The organism is Staphylococcus equorum (assembly GCF_029024965.1).
GTDB lineage: Bacteria > Bacillota > Bacilli > Staphylococcales > Staphylococcaceae > Staphylococcus > Staphylococcus equorum.
Genome location: NZ_CP118982.1, coordinates 2,244,741 through 2,262,401, shown reverse-complemented (window position 1 = coordinate 2,262,401; position 17,661 = coordinate 2,244,741). Strand labels below are relative to the sequence as shown.

General features: G+C 34.1%; 18 protein-coding genes and 1 pseudogene. 13 read left to right on the top strand and 6 right to left on the bottom strand.

Going from position 1 to position 17,661, the window contains the following annotated elements:
• Complete coding sequence (locus PYW44_RS11010; protein WP_064783138.1) at positions 1-264, top strand: hypothetical protein; 264 nt, start codon at positions 1-3, stop codon at positions 262-264.
• Positions 265-400: 136 nt separating this feature from the next.
• On the top strand, positions 401-841 hold the full coding sequence (locus PYW44_RS11005) for an ASCH domain-containing protein (protein ID WP_021339574.1): 441 nt from the start codon (positions 401-403) through the stop codon (positions 839-841).
• Between the two features lie 263 nt (positions 842-1,104).
• Here the strand turns inward: PYW44_RS11005 and vraX are convergent, their stop codons facing one another.
• Positions 1,105-1,275, bottom strand: a complete 171-nt coding sequence (vraX, locus tag PYW44_RS11000; protein ID WP_002508451.1) for a C1q-binding complement inhibitor VraX — start codon at positions 1,273-1,275, stop codon at positions 1,105-1,107.
• Between the two features lie 238 nt (positions 1,276-1,513).
• On the opposite strand from vraX, the pseudogene isaB reads away from it, so the two are divergent.
• A pseudogene (gene isaB / locus PYW44_RS13350) lies at positions 1,514-2,023 on the top strand (immunodominant staphylococcal antigen IsaB family protein).
• Between the two features lie 76 nt (positions 2,024-2,099).
• Here the strand turns inward: isaB and thiD are convergent.
• A complete protein-coding gene (thiD, locus tag PYW44_RS10985) occupies positions 2,100-2,930 on the bottom strand; it encodes a bifunctional hydroxymethylpyrimidine kinase/phosphomethylpyrimidine kinase (RefSeq protein ID WP_002508449.1) in 831 nt (276 codons plus the stop codon).
• Between the two features lie 480 nt (positions 2,931-3,410).
• On the opposite strand from thiD, the gene PYW44_RS10980 reads away from it, so the two are divergent.
• The 4 genes from PYW44_RS10980 (at position 3,411) to PYW44_RS10965 (ending at position 6,409) form a co-directional block, all read left to right on the top strand.
• Entirely contained in the window at positions 3,411-4,079 is a 669-nt protein-coding gene (locus PYW44_RS10980; protein WP_255156889.1) for a uracil-DNA glycosylase, read from the top strand.
• Between the two features lie 2 nt (positions 4,080-4,081).
• The gene (locus PYW44_RS10975) at positions 4,082-4,471 is read left to right on the top strand and encodes a DUF5327 family protein (protein WP_069828176.1); all 390 of its coding nucleotides are present in this window, start codon (positions 4,082-4,084) and stop codon (positions 4,469-4,471) included.
• 24 nt (positions 4,472-4,495) lie between these two features.
• Entirely contained in the window at positions 4,496-4,858 is a 363-nt protein-coding gene (locus PYW44_RS10970) for a DUF423 domain-containing protein (RefSeq protein WP_002508446.1), read from the top strand.
• A gap of 63 nt (positions 4,859-4,921) precedes the next feature.
• Positions 4,922-6,409 carry an APC family permease gene (locus tag PYW44_RS10965; RefSeq protein WP_021339580.1) on the top strand — a complete coding sequence of 496 codons (1,488 nt, stop codon included), beginning with the start codon at positions 4,922-4,924 and terminating at the stop codon, positions 6,407-6,409.
• 236 nt (positions 6,410-6,645) lie between these two features.
• Here PYW44_RS10965 and PYW44_RS10960 read toward each other — a convergent pair whose 3' ends face one another.
• The 3 genes from PYW44_RS10960 to hemQ form a co-directional block, all read right to left on the bottom strand.
• On the bottom strand, positions 6,646-7,098 hold the full coding sequence (locus PYW44_RS10960) for a threonine/serine exporter family protein (protein ID WP_002508444.1): 453 nt from the start codon (positions 7,096-7,098) through the stop codon (positions 6,646-6,648).
• Positions 7,099-7,109: 11 nt separating this feature from the next.
• On the bottom strand, positions 7,110-7,877 hold the full coding sequence (locus PYW44_RS10955; protein WP_172457968.1) for a threonine/serine exporter family protein: 768 nt from the start codon (positions 7,875-7,877) through the stop codon (positions 7,110-7,112).
• Between the two features lie 583 nt (positions 7,878-8,460).
• The gene (gene hemQ / locus PYW44_RS10950) at positions 8,461-9,210 is read right to left on the bottom strand and encodes a hydrogen peroxide-dependent heme synthase (RefSeq protein ID WP_064783136.1); all 750 of its coding nucleotides are present in this window, start codon (positions 9,208-9,210) and stop codon (positions 8,461-8,463) included.
• 170 nt (positions 9,211-9,380) lie between these two features.
• On the opposite strand from hemQ, the gene pta reads away from it, so the two are divergent.
• The 6 genes from pta to PYW44_RS10920 all read left to right on the top strand — a co-directional run bounded on the left by pta (position 9,381) and on the right by PYW44_RS10920 (position 16,738).
• Complete coding sequence (gene pta / locus PYW44_RS10945) at positions 9,381-10,367, top strand: phosphate acetyltransferase (protein WP_021339582.1); 987 nt, start codon at positions 9,381-9,383, stop codon at positions 10,365-10,367.
• Positions 10,367-11,203, top strand: coding sequence for a lipoate--protein ligase family protein (locus PYW44_RS10940; protein WP_064783135.1), 837 nt, complete (start codon positions 10,367-10,369; stop codon positions 11,201-11,203). The genes pta and PYW44_RS10940 overlap by 1 nt, the downstream gene beginning before the upstream one ends.
• Before the next feature lie 599 nt (positions 11,204-11,802).
• Positions 11,803-12,726 (top strand): mevalonate kinase, encoded by a 924-nt coding sequence (gene mvk, locus PYW44_RS10935; RefSeq protein WP_064783134.1) that lies wholly within the window; start codon positions 11,803-11,805, stop codon positions 12,724-12,726.
• Between the two features lie 5 nt (positions 12,727-12,731).
• Positions 12,732-13,715, top strand: a complete 984-nt coding sequence (mvaD, locus tag PYW44_RS10930; protein WP_037553093.1) for a diphosphomevalonate decarboxylase — start codon at positions 12,732-12,734, stop codon at positions 13,713-13,715.
• A 12-nt stretch (positions 13,716-13,727) separates the two neighbouring features.
• Complete coding sequence (locus PYW44_RS10925) at positions 13,728-14,804, top strand: phosphomevalonate kinase (protein ID WP_021339586.1); 1,077 nt, start codon at positions 13,728-13,730, stop codon at positions 14,802-14,804.
• A 329-nt stretch (positions 14,805-15,133) separates the two neighbouring features.
• Positions 15,134-16,738, top strand: coding sequence for an alpha-glucoside-specific PTS transporter subunit IIBC (locus PYW44_RS10920; RefSeq protein WP_002508436.1), 1,605 nt, complete (start codon positions 15,134-15,136; stop codon positions 16,736-16,738).
• A 66-nt stretch (positions 16,739-16,804) separates the two neighbouring features.
• On the opposite strand, the gene PYW44_RS10915 is transcribed toward PYW44_RS10920, so the two are convergent.
• On the bottom strand, positions 16,805-17,554 hold the full coding sequence (locus PYW44_RS10915; protein ID WP_002508435.1) for a MurR/RpiR family transcriptional regulator: 750 nt from the start codon (positions 17,552-17,554) through the stop codon (positions 16,805-16,807).
• Positions 17,555-17,661: the final 107 nt, after the last annotated feature.

The following is a 17,661-nucleotide window of genomic DNA, read 5'->3' as shown; positions in this document are numbered from 1 at the left end:
ATGATACAAATAACAACAGAACAAGTGAATGAATATTTAGCCTTAATTAATGATCAAAACCCAGTGCATCAACATATAGTGCCTGGTCAATTGATTGTGCAGCTAGCATTCACAAATAAAAAATTAGCATGGGTAGCATACAAAGTGAAATACATGGCAACGGTTGAAATAAATGAATCTTTAAATTTTGAACTTGTAACAAACGAAAAAATGGTTATTTCTAATCAAAGCGGTGACGTAAAAATTTTCATTGTGAAAATCTAAATGTTGAATTGATTATGGTGTTCAAGGTGTATACAAATGATGAGGTTATAATGCATTGGCGAGTACTTTTTTGTGTTAATTTAAAAGAGTACGATACAATAATAAGTGAAGTAACAAGTATACTAGGAGGATAACTATGACAGTAGAAACATATTGGAGATCTTTTATCGAAGCATTTCCTGAATATAAAGGTGTGCAATTTGATGCTTGGTCTTTTGGTGTTGACGAAGATGAATTAGCTGATTTAGTGAAAAAGGGCATGAAAACTGCGACGACAAGTGGATTATCGTCTTATAAAGTAGAGGAAGAAGCGTTACCACAAGTCGGTGATATCAGTGTTGTATTAAATGAAAAAGGAAACCCGCAATGTATCATTGAAACTACACGTGTTTATCAAACGCCATTTAATGATGTTACTGAACATCATGCATATCTTGAAGGTGAAGGAGATAAGTCATTGGCATATTGGCGCCAAGCACATATCGAATTTTTCGAATCATATTATGCTGAATTAGGTATTCCTTTTGATGAATCAGAAATCATGGTGTGTGAAGAATTTAAGTTATTGTATGTATAAAAAACGAGCGGTACATAAGTTAGAACTGCTTCGAGTATTCTCTCCAAGCACAACAAAGGGGACAATCTTTGTCTAACTGTGTACCGCTCATAGGGTGAGTGTTTATAGGGTTGTGTTAGTCAAGGCAACATAAGGGGACAACTTATGTTGCCTTTATTCTTTTTAAACTTCTAATTTCTAAAGGGGAGTTTATTGCATATATGTTCTTCTGTAATCTGTTTAAAGCTAAATTTTGAAAAGTCTTAGGTGTAAAGTAAATGTTATTAATAGGTTAGTTTCATATTATCAACATCACTTTCAAGTAGAGAGAGTAACTTATATAATTCATTCATGCTGAAATTTTCATCAAATTTAACAGAAATTGTTTTGAAAGTTTTAGTGATAATTTCATATATTGGGTTACCATTTTCAAAAGCCTGTTTGTAGATAATCATGCTGTGATTCCCTCCTTTTTCTCTCTACACTTAATATACTAATAGATTTACTTGGAAAATACATGAGTCTTCAGTATCAACTTCGTATCGGTCTTATGTCGTATATGATTTAAAAAGTAAAAAGTATGTGAAAATGGTGAGTGAAGCAAAAGGGTTAGAATTGAACTTTGTTGAATCATGGTCTAAATTGTAACTTAGATGTATCGTGTTTTAAAATTCAAGCTTGGAGTGATAATGTATGAAAAAAATTACAAAGACTTTTGTAGCATGTAGTATTGTGTTTGGAACTACAGTAGGCCTAAGCATTGCTAACGAAGACATATCACAAAGTGAAGCACAAGCAGAAACGACGCAACCTTATTATGAGTATCAAGGCTACACAGCTCAAGGTGGAGATTTTGTATTAGATTAAGCATTTTATAATGGATTGAAAGCAGGTAATGTTACTTTTAAGGATATTAAAGTGAATAGTAAATATGATTCAGGTTCTGAGAGCAAAGTAATTTATGATCAAAAATTTGAAAAAGTAAATGGTAATAAAGCTAATTCAGTAGAATTTGAGATAGCGGAAGATGCAGTAAGTTTACAAGATATGAGAGTGCAATTTGGACAAAACTTTGAATATCAACCACCGCTTCATGGGGACAAAGTAAATAGCTCCGATGGTTTGTATGGGTATAAAGTAGGCGAAGGTTATATCGTATTTCATATGAGTGATGGTTATGTAACGAGTGTGACAGTATCATAAAGCATATTTAATATACAAAAACCAAGTAGAAATATATTTAATTTCTACTTGGTTTATTTTATTGATAGCGTTGTTTTTAAACTTCTGTAACGTCAACATCAATATGTTCAACACGGTTATATGCACCGTGGTCAACCGGACCTACAAAGTCATTCATCTTCCAACCATTTTTAATTGCAGAAGCAACAAAAGCTTTGGCAGCAATAACTGCTTCTCTTGGTGTTTTGCCGTTGGCTAAATACGCAGTAGTTGCTGCAGCAAAAGTACAGCCTGCACCATGATTATAGCTTTGTTGGAACATATCAGTAGTTAATTGGTAGAAGTGTTCACCATCATAGTAAAGGTCATAAGATTTATCTTGATCTAAAGCTTTACCACCTTTAATAATGACATGCTGTGCGCCTTGTTTATGAATGATTTCAGCAGCTTTTTTCATATCATCTATTGATTTTAAAGTACCTAGATTTGCAAGTTGTCCTGCTTCAAATAAATTTGGTGTTACGACAGTTGCTTTAGGTAATAAATGTTCAATCATTGCGTCAGTGTTGCCAGGATTTAATACTTCGTTTTCGCCTTTACAGACCATTACTGGATCAACGACAAAGTAGTCGGCGCCAGATTCTACATATGCTTCACCAGCACGTTTGATTATTTCTTGTGTACCGAGCATACCTGTTTTCACAGCATCTGGGTGGATTGAGATTGCTGTCTCTAATTGTTTCTCAAATACATCAAATGGAATTGGTGTTACGTCATGAGACCATGTCGCTTTATCCATTGTAACGATTGATGTCAGAGCAACAATGCCGTATGTCTCTAACTCTTGAAATGTTTTTAAATCTGCTTGCATACCTGCCCCTGCACTTGTGTCTGAACCTGCAATCGTTAATGTTTTTTTCAATGCCATGAATCTTCACTCCTAAATTTCTTTTGTACATATCATACCACGTTTGTCGAGTATTCTAAATAATGACCTTTTAAATAGCGAGCAATATTTAACTACTTTGTATAAGGTAGATTAATTTTATTTTTGATGAAGAGAAATAGAGTTAATTATAAGATTTTTAAAATTTCTTATAGGGTTACCTGAGCTGGTTTAAAGGTATACAAGTGCTGATGCACTTGCATAAGTAGCGCTAAACTTGCTAACGCAAGAAGTACTACTTTACATGCATAAGATCTACTTATTCACGTGCATAATTTCTTGCACGTGGATTTTAAAAGGATTACCTGAGCTGAAGCTCATGCATAAGTGGTTCTATTCTTGTGAATACAAAGTAGAAATAATGGTTCGCCTGCGCTGATGCTCATACATAAGAACTACTTCTTCACGCGCATAATTTCTTGCACGTGAAAGTAGTTCTAATATGTTAAAATACAAACTGAGGTGAGAGGGAATATGGAATGGTCAGATGTTTTTCATGAAATTACTACACGACATGACTTTAGTGCGATGCACGAATTTTTAGAAAAAGAATATACAACAGAAATTGTATACCCAGATAGAGAGAATGTTTATCAAGCATTTGATTTAACACCATTTGAACAAGTGAAAGTTGTCATATTAGGTCAAGATCCATATCACGGACCGAATCAAGCACATGGCTTAGCTTTCTCAGTACAACCAGATGCTAAGTTTCCACCTTCGTTGCGTAATATGTATAAAGAACTTAAAGAGGACATAGGTTGTGAAAGAACAACGCCACATTTACAAGATTGGGCGCGCGAAGGTGTTTTGTTATTGAATACAGTTCTGACTGTCCGCCAAGGTGAAGCACATTCACATAAAGAAATTGGCTGGGAACTTTTCACAGATGAAGTGATTAAAACAGTATCTGAACAATTAGAAAATGTTGTGTTTATTTTATGGGGAAGACCCGCACAACAAAAAGTTAAATTGATAGATACATCAAAACATCATATTATTAAGTCTCCACATCCAAGTCCTTTATCTGCTTATCGTGGTTTCTTTGGTTCAAAACCATATTCTCAAACAAATATGTATTTACAAGAAAATGGTAAAGCACCAGTGAATTGGTGTGAAGGTGAGGCATAAACATGGAAAAAGATAAGGTTATACAGTTAATTGAGCAAGAATTAGTAGCAGCGGACGAAGCAAATAATAATGCTGAATTTGAAAAGCATATTTATGCTATTCATACGTTGACTTCACTTGTTACAGAGTCGACAAGTCAGCATAAAAGTTATAAAGATAATACGTATGATGTTTCTTCGTCATTCCAAACATCTACTATAGTAAGTAATGGTACTTCAAAACCCCAATCAACTTCTAAAAAACCAGCTGTATCTGAAGAAGAGATTCGAGCGATGGGCGGTAAAACATCACAACCAGCGCCACAAAATAGCGTTTCTGACACATCACTTACAGCTAACAAGTTGGTTACAGATGATGAAATAGGTAATGGAGATTCAATATTTGATTTTTAATTAAGAAGGGAAGTAAATAGCATGATGAAAGTATTTATTATATTAGGTGCATTGAACACAATGATGGCAGTAGGAACTGGCGCATTTGGTGCACATGGCTTAGAAAATAAACTATCAGCAAAATATTTATCAGTATGGGAAAAAGCAACGACTTACCAAATGTATCATGGTTTAGGCATACTTGCGCTTGGTATCATTAGTGGTACAACTTCAATTAACGTGAATTGGGCAGGTTGGCTCATGTTCTTCGGTATCGTCTTTTTCAGTGGCTCATTATACATTTTGGCATTAACTCAAATTCGTATCCTTGGCGCAATTACTCCAATTGGTGGGGTTTTATTCATAGTAGGTTGGTTAATGCTTATTATCGGAACATTTAAATTATAAATTTTTAATTGTTATAGAATTCATCTTGTGGGTATAATACAGTCCATGAGGTGAATTTTATTTATGAGTCAAAATGATAAGCAAATAGATAGAGGAGATTTAAAACAAAACTTATCTGAGAAATTTGTATGGGCTATAGCCTATGGTTCATGTATAGGTTGGGGTGCATTTATCCTACCTGGTGACTGGATTGGTCAATCAGGCCCTATATCTGCAGCGATAGGTATTGTAATTGGTGCATTATTAATGATACTGATTGCAGTAAGTTATGGTGCTTTAGTTGAACGTTTTCCAGTTTCAGGTGGAGCATTTGCATTTAGTTTTTTAGGATTTGGAAGGTACGTTAGTTTCTTCTCATCCTGGTTTTTAACTTTTGGATATATATGTGTTGTAGCTTTAAACGCAACAGCATTTAGTTTATTAATTAAGTTCTTACTACCAGATATATTAGAAACTGGTAAGTTATATACTATTGCAGGATGGGATGTTTATATAACTGAGATTCTTATCGCATCGTTATTATTAATTGTCTTTATGTTTATAGCAATTAAAGGTGCAAGTGTATCAGGATCTCTACAATTTTATTTCTGTGTAGCAATGGTTATAACAATCGTATTACTATTTTTCGGTTCATTCTTCGGGAATAACTTCTCTTTTGAAAATTTACAACCGTTAACGAATGAAAAAGAAGGTTGGTTTACATCCATTATTATGATTGTGGCAGTAGCGCCATGGGCATATGTTGGATTTGATAATATTCCACAAACAGCAGAAGAATTTGATTTTGCGCCGAATAAAACATTTAAATTAATCGTTTATAGTTTACTTGCCGCAGCATTTACTTATGTATTAATGATTTTATACACAAGTTGGTTAAGTAGCTCATCTACAAGTTTAAACGGTAATTTATGGTTAACAGGTGCTGTGACACAAGAGGCATTTGGTTACATTGGTTTAGCAGTGCTAGCAATCGCAATTATGATGGGGATATTCACTGGTTTAAATGGATTCTTGATGAGTTCAAGCCGTTTATTATTCTCAATGGGACGCTCAGGCATTATGCCTTCTGTATTTAGTAAATTGCATAAAAAATATAAGACACCTTATATTGCAATTTTCTTTTTAGTGTCTGTTACATTAATTGCACCGTGGCTAGGTCGTACTGCATTAACATGGATTGTTGATATGTCTTCAACAGGTGTATCAATTGCTTATTTTATTACATGTTTATCAGCAGCAAGACTCTTTAGTTTTGATAAATCAAGTAACACATACGGACCTGTATACAAAGTATTTGCGATATTAGGTTCAATCGTTTCATTTGTATTCTTACTGTTATTATTAGTTCCTGGGTCACCAGCGGCACTTTCAACACCATCTTATATCGCATTAGGCGGTTGGTTAATCATTGGTTTGATTTTCTTTGTTGTACGCTATCCAAAACTGAAAAATATGGATAATGACAGATTAAGTAAACTTATTTTAAATCAATCAGAAGATGAAATAGTAGATTTAATTAATAAAAATAAATCAGATAAAGCGAACACCTAGTTATTTTTGTGAATAATAATCATGTTTTTTGCATGTAAAATTATGTAATTCTAACATTTAAACTTGGATTATATAATTTCATATATGCCCTTCAATACAGACACATTAAAAGTGTTTATATTGGAGGGCTTTTATTATTAGAGGTTTGATTATAGAAATGGCGAGTAACAAAAAACCTGAGAAAAATCATTATTACAAATGATTTTTCTCAGGTTTTTGATTTAGTATCATGCATTTTAAATTCTTTTTTTACGTATTTTCGTACCAGATACAATAAGCTTTGATATTTGATCAGCAAAAAGTAATCCTAAAGCGATAGCACCAGCAATTAAAGTCACTTCTAGCATTGTATTAATGGCTTTACTAAATTCTAATAAGATTAAGTTTTTTGTTGCATCGAATGCAAGGCCACCAGGAACGAGTGGAATAATACCTGGAACCATAAATATAATTACGGGTTCCTTTTTATAACGAGCCATGATGTGACTCAGCATACCTAACGCAATACTTCCAAAGAAACTAGAATATATAGTATGGAATTGAAAACCTTCATAAAATAAAATATAAAACATCCACCCACACGCACCTACAATACCAACTGTGTTGTATAGGCGTTTTGGTACATCAAATATCACACCAAAGAAAAGGGAAGCAGTATAACTAAATATTAAATTTAAAATCCAAAACATAGACATTGCTCCTAAAAAATAATGAGTATAGTACCAACACCGGCGCCTATACCAAAAGCAGTCACTAGGGCTTCTAGTGATTTAGTGGTAAATAGTAACATATGACCGGCGAATAAATCTTGAATGGCATTCGTGATTAATACACCAGGCACGATAGGCATTACTGAAGCTATTATGATAGTAGATATCGAACCACCGGGTATTAAATGATGCCCTGAAACGGTTATGAGGCCGATGACAATTGCGCCCATAAATTCTGGGATGAATTGAGCATGTAGTTTTCTTTGAAGCGTTTCTACAACAATGAAGCCAAAGGACCCAGCCAAAATAGCAGTAAGTACATCTGTTAAGATGCCACCTTGAAGATATAAAAAACTCGCTGCGATAATAGCGGCAGCTATAAATTTGAAAATTAGATCATGGTTAATGCTTTGTTCGTGATATATTTTTTGCAGTTCTTGAAAGGCATCTTCAAGTGAAATGTCACCTAAAGCAAGACGCCTAGATATGCCATTTGTTCTTGATATGCGATGAAGATTTGTATCTCGTGTTTTAATCCTGAAAATCCTAGGATAAGATTCGTTATGTAACATGAAGTTAATTACTGTATTTGTTACGAAACTATTGCTTTCTGGATAGCCTAATGTAGTTGCAATTCGAGTCATTGTATCTTCAACTCTGGAACCTTCTGCACCAGATTCCAACAGGATACGTCCTGCGAGCAAAATAACATCTTTCGCCATTCTTTCATCGTAACTTTCAACTGTTTGATTGTATATTGTCATTTAATCACCAATAATGAAGTATTTAACTAAAGCTATGTTTTTGTATTCATAGCATAGGAATAAGTTATTGAGTTAATAATTTTTATTGTAACACTTTACTCTTAAAAATTGTTAGAAGAATCAGAAAGTAACTTATACACTTTATAAAATTTAAAATATAACATTTTATACAATTTAAGTAATTTAAATATGTTTCAAATTTCGCAAATAGGCTAAAATAATATTAGTTAGCTGTTTCAGACAAATATTGAGTAGCGACAATATTTAACAGTTAATATTAAATTAAGTAGTGATTAAAGTTCTCCCAAACACACTACACAGACTCAGGCACACTTGTTCAATAGCAAGTGTGCCTTTTTTTACTCGCTCTGCATTCGACTAGTTGAATGCTAGAGCGAGTTATGCAAGCGTAAGCTTCCGAACCTTAAGTAACAACATGTTGAAATCTAGAGCGAGTAAGAGCGAGTAAGAACAAGTAACGAATTATGAAAATGTATAAAAAATGTCGACAAAGTTAGATACTTTGCCGACAGTCTTAAACAATTCCATTAATATGAACGGAAACGTTTATTGTATTTTATAATGAAAATAGATCTTGTAAGACATCTTTTGTGATGATATTACCTACGAAGAAACTACCAAAGTCGCCGTAGCGTGCAGTTGTTTCATCAAATCTCATTTCATAAACAATTTTTTTGAATTGAAGTGGGTCTTCTGCAAAAAGTGTTACGCCCCATTCATGATCGTCAAAACCAACAGATCCAGTGATGAATTGTTTGATTTTACCTGCATATTGGCGACCAATCATGCCATGATCATGCATAAGTTTCTTTCTATCTTCAAGTGGTAACATATACCAGTTATATGTTTCACCACGACGTTTATCCATTGGATAGAAACAAATGTATTCAGTACGAGGTAATTCTGGGAATAATCTTGGTTTAATATGAGGATTTTCATATGGATCTTCATCAGATTTTCCTGCAAGATAATTACCTAATTCTATGATAGAAACATAAGAATATGTTGGAATTAAGAAATCTGTAATTTTCAATTTATTAAATTCATTTTCAAAAGCATTTAAATCTTTCATTTCTGGACGTAATATCCATAAAAGAAGGTCTGCTTTTTGACCATTAATATTATAAAATGCATGATCTCCTGCATTATTTGTGCGTGCTTCTTCGTGCTTATCTAAAAACGATTGTAATTCTTCCACGAGAGATTGACGTTCTTCCTCTGGAACTAAACGTAAAGTAGTCCAATCAATAGCATATAATAAATGTAAACTATACCAACCGTCTAACGTTTCTGGTACTTGTGGCATTGTAAATCGCTCCTTTGTGAAAATTTCTATGTCTTCACTATAAAATTCTACCATAAAGAAACTGTTAAAACATAAGTAAATGATTACAAATTGGTGACATGGAATTCTATAAAAAAATAACGTATACTATATAGTGTAAATAAATAGATTTAAATTTCGAGGAGGCCCCTATGTCTTTATTAGATGTATTACAAGAAAAACTTTCAGGAAAAAATGTGAGAATCGTATTACCTGAGGGTGAAGATGAACGCGTATTAACAGCAGCAACACAATTACAAAATACAGAATATGTTACACCAGTAGTATTAGGTAATGAAGCTAATGTGAAGACTTTAGCTAATGATAAAGGATTAGATATTACTAACATTGAGATTATCGATCCAGAAACAAGTGAATTGAAACAAGAATTAGTAACTGCTTTCGTTGAACGCCGTAAAGGTAAAGCGACTGAAGAACAAGCACAAGAAATGCTAAAAAATGTAAACTACTTTGGTACAATGCTTGTTTATACTGGTAAAGCTGAAGGACTAGTCAGCGGTGCAGCACATTCTACAGGCGATACAGTTCGCCCAGCGTTACAAATTATTAAAACAAAACCTGGCGTTTCAAAAACATCTGGCGTTTTCTTTATGATTAAAGGAGAAGAACAATATATCTTCGGCGATTGCGCAATCAATCCAACACTTGAAGCACAAGACTTAGCTGAAATTGCAGTAGAGAGTGCAAAAACTGCTAAAAGCTTTGACATGACACCGCGTGTAGCAATGTTAAGTTTTTCAACAAAAGGCTCTGCAAAATCAGACGATGTTGAAAAAGTAGCAAATGCAGTGAACTTAGCGCAAGAGAAAATTGAAACTGACAATATTGAAGATGTTGTTGTAGATGGTGAATTCCAATTTGACGCAGCAATCGTACCAGAAGTTGCTAAGAAAAAAGCACCAGACGCAAAAATACAAGGTAATGCTAATGTATTTATCTTCCCAAGTTTAGAAGCGGGTAATATTGGATACAAAATTGCACAACGTTTAGGCGGTTTTGATGCAGTAGGTCCAGTACTACAAGGACTTAATTCTCCAGTGAATGATTTATCGCGTGGTTGTTCAACAGAAGACGTGTATAACTTATCAATCATTACTGCTGCGCAAACATTACAATAATGGATTTAGCAAGCAAATATTTTAATGATATAGATTGGCGTTATATTGACCATTCTTCTGGGTTAGCGCCTATGCAATCATTTGCATTCGATGATACATTTTCGGAAAGTGTTGGCAAAGATTTATCATGTAATGTTGTACGTACTTGGATACACCAACATACAGTCATTTTAGGTATCCATGATTCACGCCTACCTTTTTTACAAGATGGTATTCGTTATCTTACTGAAGAACGTGGCTATAATGCGATTGTTAGAAATTCAGGTGGCCTAGGTGTCGTCTTAGACCAAGGTATACTCAATATTTCTCTCCTATTTAAAGGTAAACATGACATTACAATAGACGAAGCTTTTACAGTAATGTATTTATTGGTTTCAAAAATGTTTGAAGATGAAGACGTAGAGATTGAAACACACGAAATTGAACGTTCATATTGTCCAGGGAAATTTGATTTAAGTATTAATGGACGAAAATTTGCAGGCATTTCACAAAGGCGAGTACGTGGCGGCATTGCTGTACAAGTATATCTTTGTGTAGAAGGTGATGGCAGTGAACGCGCCGATATGATGAAGTCTTTTTATAAACGCGCGTTAAAGGATGAAGAAACAAAATTTACTTATCCAAATATAGATCCACAATGCATGGCGTCATTAGAGTCATTATTAGGCAAAGCAATCACTGTTCAAGACGTAATGTTTAAGTTATTATACGCGCTTAAAGATTTAGGTGGACGATTAAATATGGAACCTATAACAGATGATGAATGGCAACGCTATGAAGGTTATTTTGAAAAAATGATTGAACGTAACGCTAAGATGAATCAAGCAATGGATTAAATCATTATTAAGACCAGAAACGGTACTTTTTTATTAAAGTAACGGCTCTGGTCTTTTTTAGAGTTAATATAAAAAATATTGACATAAATCTTTCTAATTGTTGAATTATAGAAACTAAATAAGTAATATAGGAAAAGTGTAGTTTAAAACTAACTAATTTAAATAAATTTCCGTAAAATCATGTTAACTTTTTGAATATAAGACTATAGAGTTTTATAATGGAAAAGTATTGATTATAATTAGTAGCAGGTATTAACTTTTGAAAAAGCACTTTCTGTTATTTAATTAAAAATAAACCAAGTAACTATGACTAGAGTTGTATGGCATAATATAAAATTTATGAGATAATGTATAATAATGTGTGTAAAATTAGTTAAGGTTGAGTATTTTCCTATAGAATACGAGCAGTCTTTTCAAATTAATAATGATAAAAGACATATTAGATTGGCTAACAACGAGACTTTAAAACACGGAATTTCCTGGGAAATTTCAAGCAGAATGCATTGTGGTGTTCTGAAATGATTAAAATCAGTGTTGTCTGTAATGTGTAGCTTACTTAAAATATAAAACTAAAGAAAATACTAAAGGTGATTGAGAATATGACACAACAAGGATATGGGGAAGCCAATGGAAAAGTAATATTAATTGGTGAACATGCTGTTACATTTGGCGAGCCAGCAATAGCGATTCCATTTACGACCGGGAAAGTGAGAGCGAAAATAGAATCTATAGAAGAACCTCTTTCTTCATGTATTAAAAGTGATGTATATGAAGGTGAGTTAATTAATGCACCTGAACATTTAAAGGCAGTAATAACTCGTTTTGTAGAAAAATATGAAATCCAAACACCTATAAAAGTTTCGATTGATACAAACTTACCACCATCTAGAGGACTAGGCTCAAGTGCTGCAATGGCGGTTGCTTTTGTGCGTGCAAGTTTCGATTACCTCAACAAACCATTATCTGATGAGTTGTTGATAGAAGAAGCTAATTGGGCGGAACGTATTGCACATGGTAAACCAAGTGGCATTGATACACAAACGATTGTATCGAATAAGCCAGTATGGTTTAAGCAAGGTAAAGTAACGACATTAAAGCCATTAGAATTGAATGGTTACATGATTGTTATTGATACTGGCGTACTCGGCTCTACGAAACAAGCAGTTGAAGATGTACATAATTTATGTAAAGAAGATAGTACGTACTTAGAACATGTGAAACATATTGGTCAACTTGTATATGAAGCAAGTGACTCTATAGAGCATCATAACTTCGAAAAATTAGCCTCTATCTTTAATTTGTGTCAAGAAAGCTTACGTACATTAACGGTAAGCCATAATAAAATTGAAACATTACTTGAGGCAAGTAAACAACAAGGCGCCATTGCTGGAAAATTAACTGGCGGCGGTCGCGGTGGTAGTATGATTGTACTTGCTTCAACCTTAGAAGTGGCTGAGAGAATTGTTGAAAGTGCGCAAGACTTAGGCGCACATCACACATGGATTGAATATTTAGGAGGTTAATGACGTTGGTTAATAGTGGTAAAGCACGTGCACATACAAATATTGCGCTAATAAAATATTGGGGTAAAGCTGATGAAACTTATATTATTCCGATGAATAATAGTTTGTCGGTTACATTAGATCGCTTTTATACTGAAACTAAAGTGACATTTGATGAAAGCTATACTAAAGATACGCTTATTTTGAATGGTCAAGCAGTCAATGACGCAGAAGCGGCTAAGATACACCGTTTTATGGATGTGTTCCGCGACTTAAGTCAAACCTCAATGTTTGCCTATATTGAAAGTGATAATTATGTCCCTACAGCAGCAGGATTAGCATCTTCAGCAAGTGCTTATGCGGCATTAGCAGCAGCTTGTGATGCAGCTTTGAATCTTGGGTTAACAGGCAAAGCGTTATCTAGATTGGCACGTAGGGGGTCAGGATCAGCTTCTAGAAGTATCTATGGCGGTTTTGTAGAATGGGAAAAAGGGTATGATGATGAGACATCGTACAGTGTTCCTGTTGAAGCAGATAATTGGGAAGACGATTTAGCAATGATATTTGTAGTCATTAATAATAAATCGAAAAAAGTTTCAAGTCGTGCCGGTATGTCACTTACACGTGATACATCACGTTTTTATCAATATTGGTTAGACCATGTGGATGAGGACATAGCGTCAGTTAAACATGCAATAAATCAAAAAGATTTTAAACAATTAGGTGAAGTGATTGAAGCCAATGGTTTACGCATGCATGCAACAAACTTAGGTGCTCAACCGCCGTTCACTTATATGGTCGATGACAGTTACTTAGTGATGGATATCGTAGACCAATGTCGTAAGGCGGGTCATCCTTGTTACTTTACGATGGACGCAGGCCCTAATGTTAAAATTTTAGTAGAAAAGAAAAATAAACAAGCGGTTATTGATGCATTACATAAATCGTTTAAAGAAGACCAAATCATTGCGAGCGACATTACACGTACAGGCGTAGAAATTATTGAGTAAGGAAGAGATAAAATGATTCAAGTTAAAGCACCAGGGAAGCTATACATTGCAGGTGAATACGCAGTTGTCGAACCTGGATATAAATCAATATTAATCGCAGTAGATCGCTTTGTAACTGCTTCTATTGAAGATTCAAATGCAACTCAAGGCACGATACATTCTAAGACTTTACATCATGAACCAGTCACATTTCAAAGACGTGAAGATAAAATTGTAGTTTCAGATTTAAATGCGGCTAAACAATTGAAGTATGTCATCACAGCAATTGAAATCTTTGAACAATTTGTAAGAAGTAATAATATGCCTTTAAAACATTTCAATTTAACAATTGATAGTAATTTAGACGATACAAATGGGCATAAATATGGTTTAGGTTCTAGTGCAGCTGTCTTGGTATCAGTGGTTAAAGCTTTGAATGAATTTTATGGTATGCATTTATCTAATTTATATATTTACAAACTTGCAGTTATTGCAAATATGAAGTTACAGAGTTTAAGTTCTTGTGGTGATATTGCTGTTAGTGTTTATACTGGCTGGTTAGCTTATAGTACGTTTGATCATGAATGGGTATCACAGCAAATCGAAGATACGTCAGTTAATGATGTATTGAATAAAAACTGGCCTGGACTTCATATCGAACCATTACAGCCACCAGAGAATATGGAAGTGCTTATAGGTTGGACTGGCTCACCAGCTTCATCACACCATTTAGTGAGTGAAGTGAAACGCTTGAAATCAGACCCTACCTTTTATGGTAAATTCTTGGAACGCTCTCATTTATGTGTTGAGAAGTTGATACATGCTTTTAAAACGAATCATATTAAAGGTGTGCAACAAATGATTCGCATCAACCGTGAAATTATTCAATCTATGGATAAAGAAGCGACAGTTGATATTGAAACTGCGCATTTAAAAGTGTTGTGTTCTGTAGCTGAAAAATATGGCGGTGCTGCCAAAACATCAGGTGCAGGCGGTGGAGATTGTGGCATCACGATAATCAATAAAGGTATTAATAAACAACGCATTTACGATGAATGGTCAGAAAATGAAGTAAAACCTTTGGAGTTTAATATATATCACGGTCAATAATGAAAATGAACAGTATGAAGCTGAGGCATAAATATATGTCCTGCTCATTACTGTCTTTTTTTTGCTGAAATTGAATAAAAGTAAACTGCGAATCAACCAGACCCATAAACCAAACCCATCGACCATTGCTAATCAACTCATAATACGTAGTCGTTAGTCAGAATACATCTAATATCACTCTATGGAAAATTTACCTCTTAATGGAAATAAATTCAGTTGTAGAAATCAATTGTCTAAATGTACAAATGTTATTGAACTCATTGAGATTAAAGCATACGATCATCTTAAGAAAGCGCTTACGATAGTGCGGTGATAGAAGGGTGATTATTATGAATTTCGGACGTAAGTTTGGAGATGCAATTCGTAGATTTGGTGGCGCAATGATTGTTCCAGTATTACTATTTCCATTTTTCGGGATTATTATTGGTATAGCTACACTGTTTAAAAACGAGGCGATTATGGGTCAGCTAGCTGATCCTAATGGTTTATGGTTTCAAATATGGTCATTAATTGAAAATGGTGGATGGACTGTATTTGAAAATATAGAACTTATTTTCGTTATCGGCTTACCTATTTCACTAGCTAAAAAATCAGCTGGTCATGCAGTAATGTCTTCGGTAGTAACTTATATGATGTTTAATTATTTTATAAATAGCATATTAACGACATGGGGACCTGCTTTTGGCGTGGACTTTAAGGGTGATGCTGGAGAAGTCACAGGTATTACGGAACTTGCAGGTATTAAAACGTTAGATACAAATATTATCGGTGCACTCATCATCTCAGGCATCGCGATTTGGTTACATAATCGATATTATGATAAGAAATTGCCAGAGTCTTTAGGAATATTCCAAGGTTCGCCGTTTGTTGTCATGATTGCATTTTTTGCTATGATACCTTTAGCTTTTTTAACAAGTTGGGGATGGCCTATTGTTCAAGGATGGATTGCTTCGTTACAAGTATTTTTAGCTTCATCAAGTTATGTGGGCGTATGGCTCTTCCACTTTTTAGAACGAATTTTAATTCCGACAGGGTTACATCATTTCATATATACACCATTTGAATATGGACCGGCAGTGGTCGATGGTGGTATAAAATCATACTGGATTTCTCATTTAACTGAGTATTCGCAAACAACAAAACCACTAAAAGAAATTTTCCCCGGTGGTGGATTTTTATTACAAGGTAATATTAAAATGTTCGGTTCAATTGGTATAGCACTTGCGATATATTCAACAGCAAAAGCACATAAAAAGAAAGAAGTTGGGGCATTATTACTAGCGGCTACTTTAACAGCTGTGTTTGCAGGTATTACAGAGCCTTTAGAATTTACGTTTATCTTTATAGCACCGTTCCTATTTTTAATCCACGCTATACTTGGAGCAACAATGGTAACAATTATGCATGGGTTTGGTCTCGTAGGTAATTTAGGTGGTGGCTTCATTGAAATTGCAGCAACCAATTGGATTCCACTATTTGGTTCTCATTGGGGAACTTACGTTGCTCAATTTATTATAGGTATTATATTCATATTCATTTATTATTATTTATTCAGATTTATCATACTAAAAATGGATATACCTATGCCAGGTAGAGAGAAGGATGATGATATAGATGCTAAGCTCTATACGAAGCGTGATTATAAGGAAAATAAAAATAAAAAAAATAGTGATAAAAACGAATATGAAACAAAAGCTGCGATTTATTTAGAAGGCTTGGGTGGCACTGAAAATATTGCTGATATAACAAATTGTGCAACGAGATTACGTGTGACTGTTAAAGATCCTGAAAAAGTAGAAGAAGCTGATTATTTTAAAACAGTAGGTGGCGCGCATGGTCTTGTGAAAAGTGGTAAAAACGTGCAAGTCATCGTAGGGCTTTCGGTTCCACAAGTGAGAGAAGCGGCAGAGCAAATTATTAAGCACGATGCGTAAGGCTACAAAATTAAATATGATGTAAAGTCAACACTATCGTTGCTTTACATCATATAATTTGTATCATTATTTGGAAATTTTGTAGTTGTGATATGTTCTAGCGATAAAATCAAAAACCACATAATATGGAGTGAAACTGTAATATTCCGTATTATTAAAAAATTGCATTGGCGCACTGTTGACGTAAATATTGAATGCTGCATTTTTGGCAATATAATTGTCATGTAGTGTTGTGATAGAGACGTAATGCAATTCACGTGATTTAATGAGTTGAATAGGTTCTTTTAAATTTTTAGTTTCACCAGATAGAGAGATGATGAAAAGTAAATCTTCTGGAGACATTTGATCTATTGCTAAGCGCAATTCATTTTCATCATTAACTACAATAGAGCGTTTAGAGATAGAAAGCATATGACGTTGGGCTTCCCGAGCCACATTTTGCTGAGCCATGCCTGTACCGAATATATAGACGAAAGGTGCATCTTCTAATAAACGGTTTAAAAGTTTATAGTCGAACATTTCAAGGTGTTCTACGGTTCTTTGCACATCTTCGACAATCGGGTCAGTGTTTGCTAAATGTGATGGTTGCGTGTTGTTTTCCATTTTTAAGTAAAACTTAAAGTTGCTATAGCCTTCAAACCCCATTTTTTTAACGAGTCTATGAATCGTTGAGATGGAAGTATGCGTCAGTTTACTTAAATCATGAATTTTCATAGCTGACATGTCATCCATATTTTGACGTATGATATTGATGATATGTAAATCATTTTCAGTTAATTCTTCAAAGTGTTTATTTATAAGATGATCAAGTACCATATGTGCAGATTCCACCTATTCATTGGAAAATTTTCCGAAATTTGAAAATATATTCTAATGTTAATATATAAAATCTAAATACGTCAAATTTATTGGTATTTTTAATA

Coding starts and splice junctions, on each gene's coding strand:
- PYW44_RS11010 (WP_064783138.1), top strand. CDS start 1: ATGATACAAATAACAACAGAACAAGTGAATGAATATTTAGCCTTAATT.
- PYW44_RS11005 (WP_021339574.1), top strand. CDS start 401: ATGACAGTAGAAACATATTGGAGATCTTTTATCGAAGCATTTCCTGAA.
- vraX (WP_002508451.1), bottom strand. CDS start 1,275: ATGATTATCTACAAACAGGCTTTTGAAAATGGTAACCCAATATATGAA.
- thiD (WP_002508449.1), bottom strand. CDS start 2,930: ATGGCATTGAAAAAAACATTAACGATTGCAGGTTCAGACACAAGTGCA.
- PYW44_RS10975 (WP_069828176.1), top strand. CDS start 4,082: ATGGAAAAAGATAAGGTTATACAGTTAATTGAGCAAGAATTAGTAGCA.
- PYW44_RS10970 (WP_002508446.1), top strand. CDS start 4,496: ATGAAAGTATTTATTATATTAGGTGCATTGAACACAATGATGGCAGTA.
- PYW44_RS10965 (WP_021339580.1), top strand. CDS start 4,922: ATGAGTCAAAATGATAAGCAAATAGATAGAGGAGATTTAAAACAAAAC.
- PYW44_RS10960 (WP_002508444.1), bottom strand. CDS start 7,098: ATGTTTTGGATTTTAAATTTAATATTTAGTTATACTGCTTCCCTTTTC.
- hemQ (WP_064783136.1), bottom strand. CDS start 9,210: ATGCCACAAGTACCAGAAACGTTAGACGGTTGGTATAGTTTACATTTA.
- pta (WP_021339582.1), top strand. CDS start 9,381: ATGTCTTTATTAGATGTATTACAAGAAAAACTTTCAGGAAAAAATGTG.
- PYW44_RS10940 (WP_064783135.1), top strand. CDS start 10,367: ATGGATTTAGCAAGCAAATATTTTAATGATATAGATTGGCGTTATATT.
- mvk (WP_064783134.1), top strand. CDS start 11,803: ATGACACAACAAGGATATGGGGAAGCCAATGGAAAAGTAATATTAATT.
- PYW44_RS10925 (WP_021339586.1), top strand. CDS start 13,728: ATGATTCAAGTTAAAGCACCAGGGAAGCTATACATTGCAGGTGAATAC.
- PYW44_RS10920 (WP_002508436.1), top strand. CDS start 15,134: ATGAATTTCGGACGTAAGTTTGGAGATGCAATTCGTAGATTTGGTGGC.
- PYW44_RS10915 (WP_002508435.1), bottom strand. CDS start 17,554: ATGGTACTTGATCATCTTATAAATAAACACTTTGAAGAATTAACTGAA.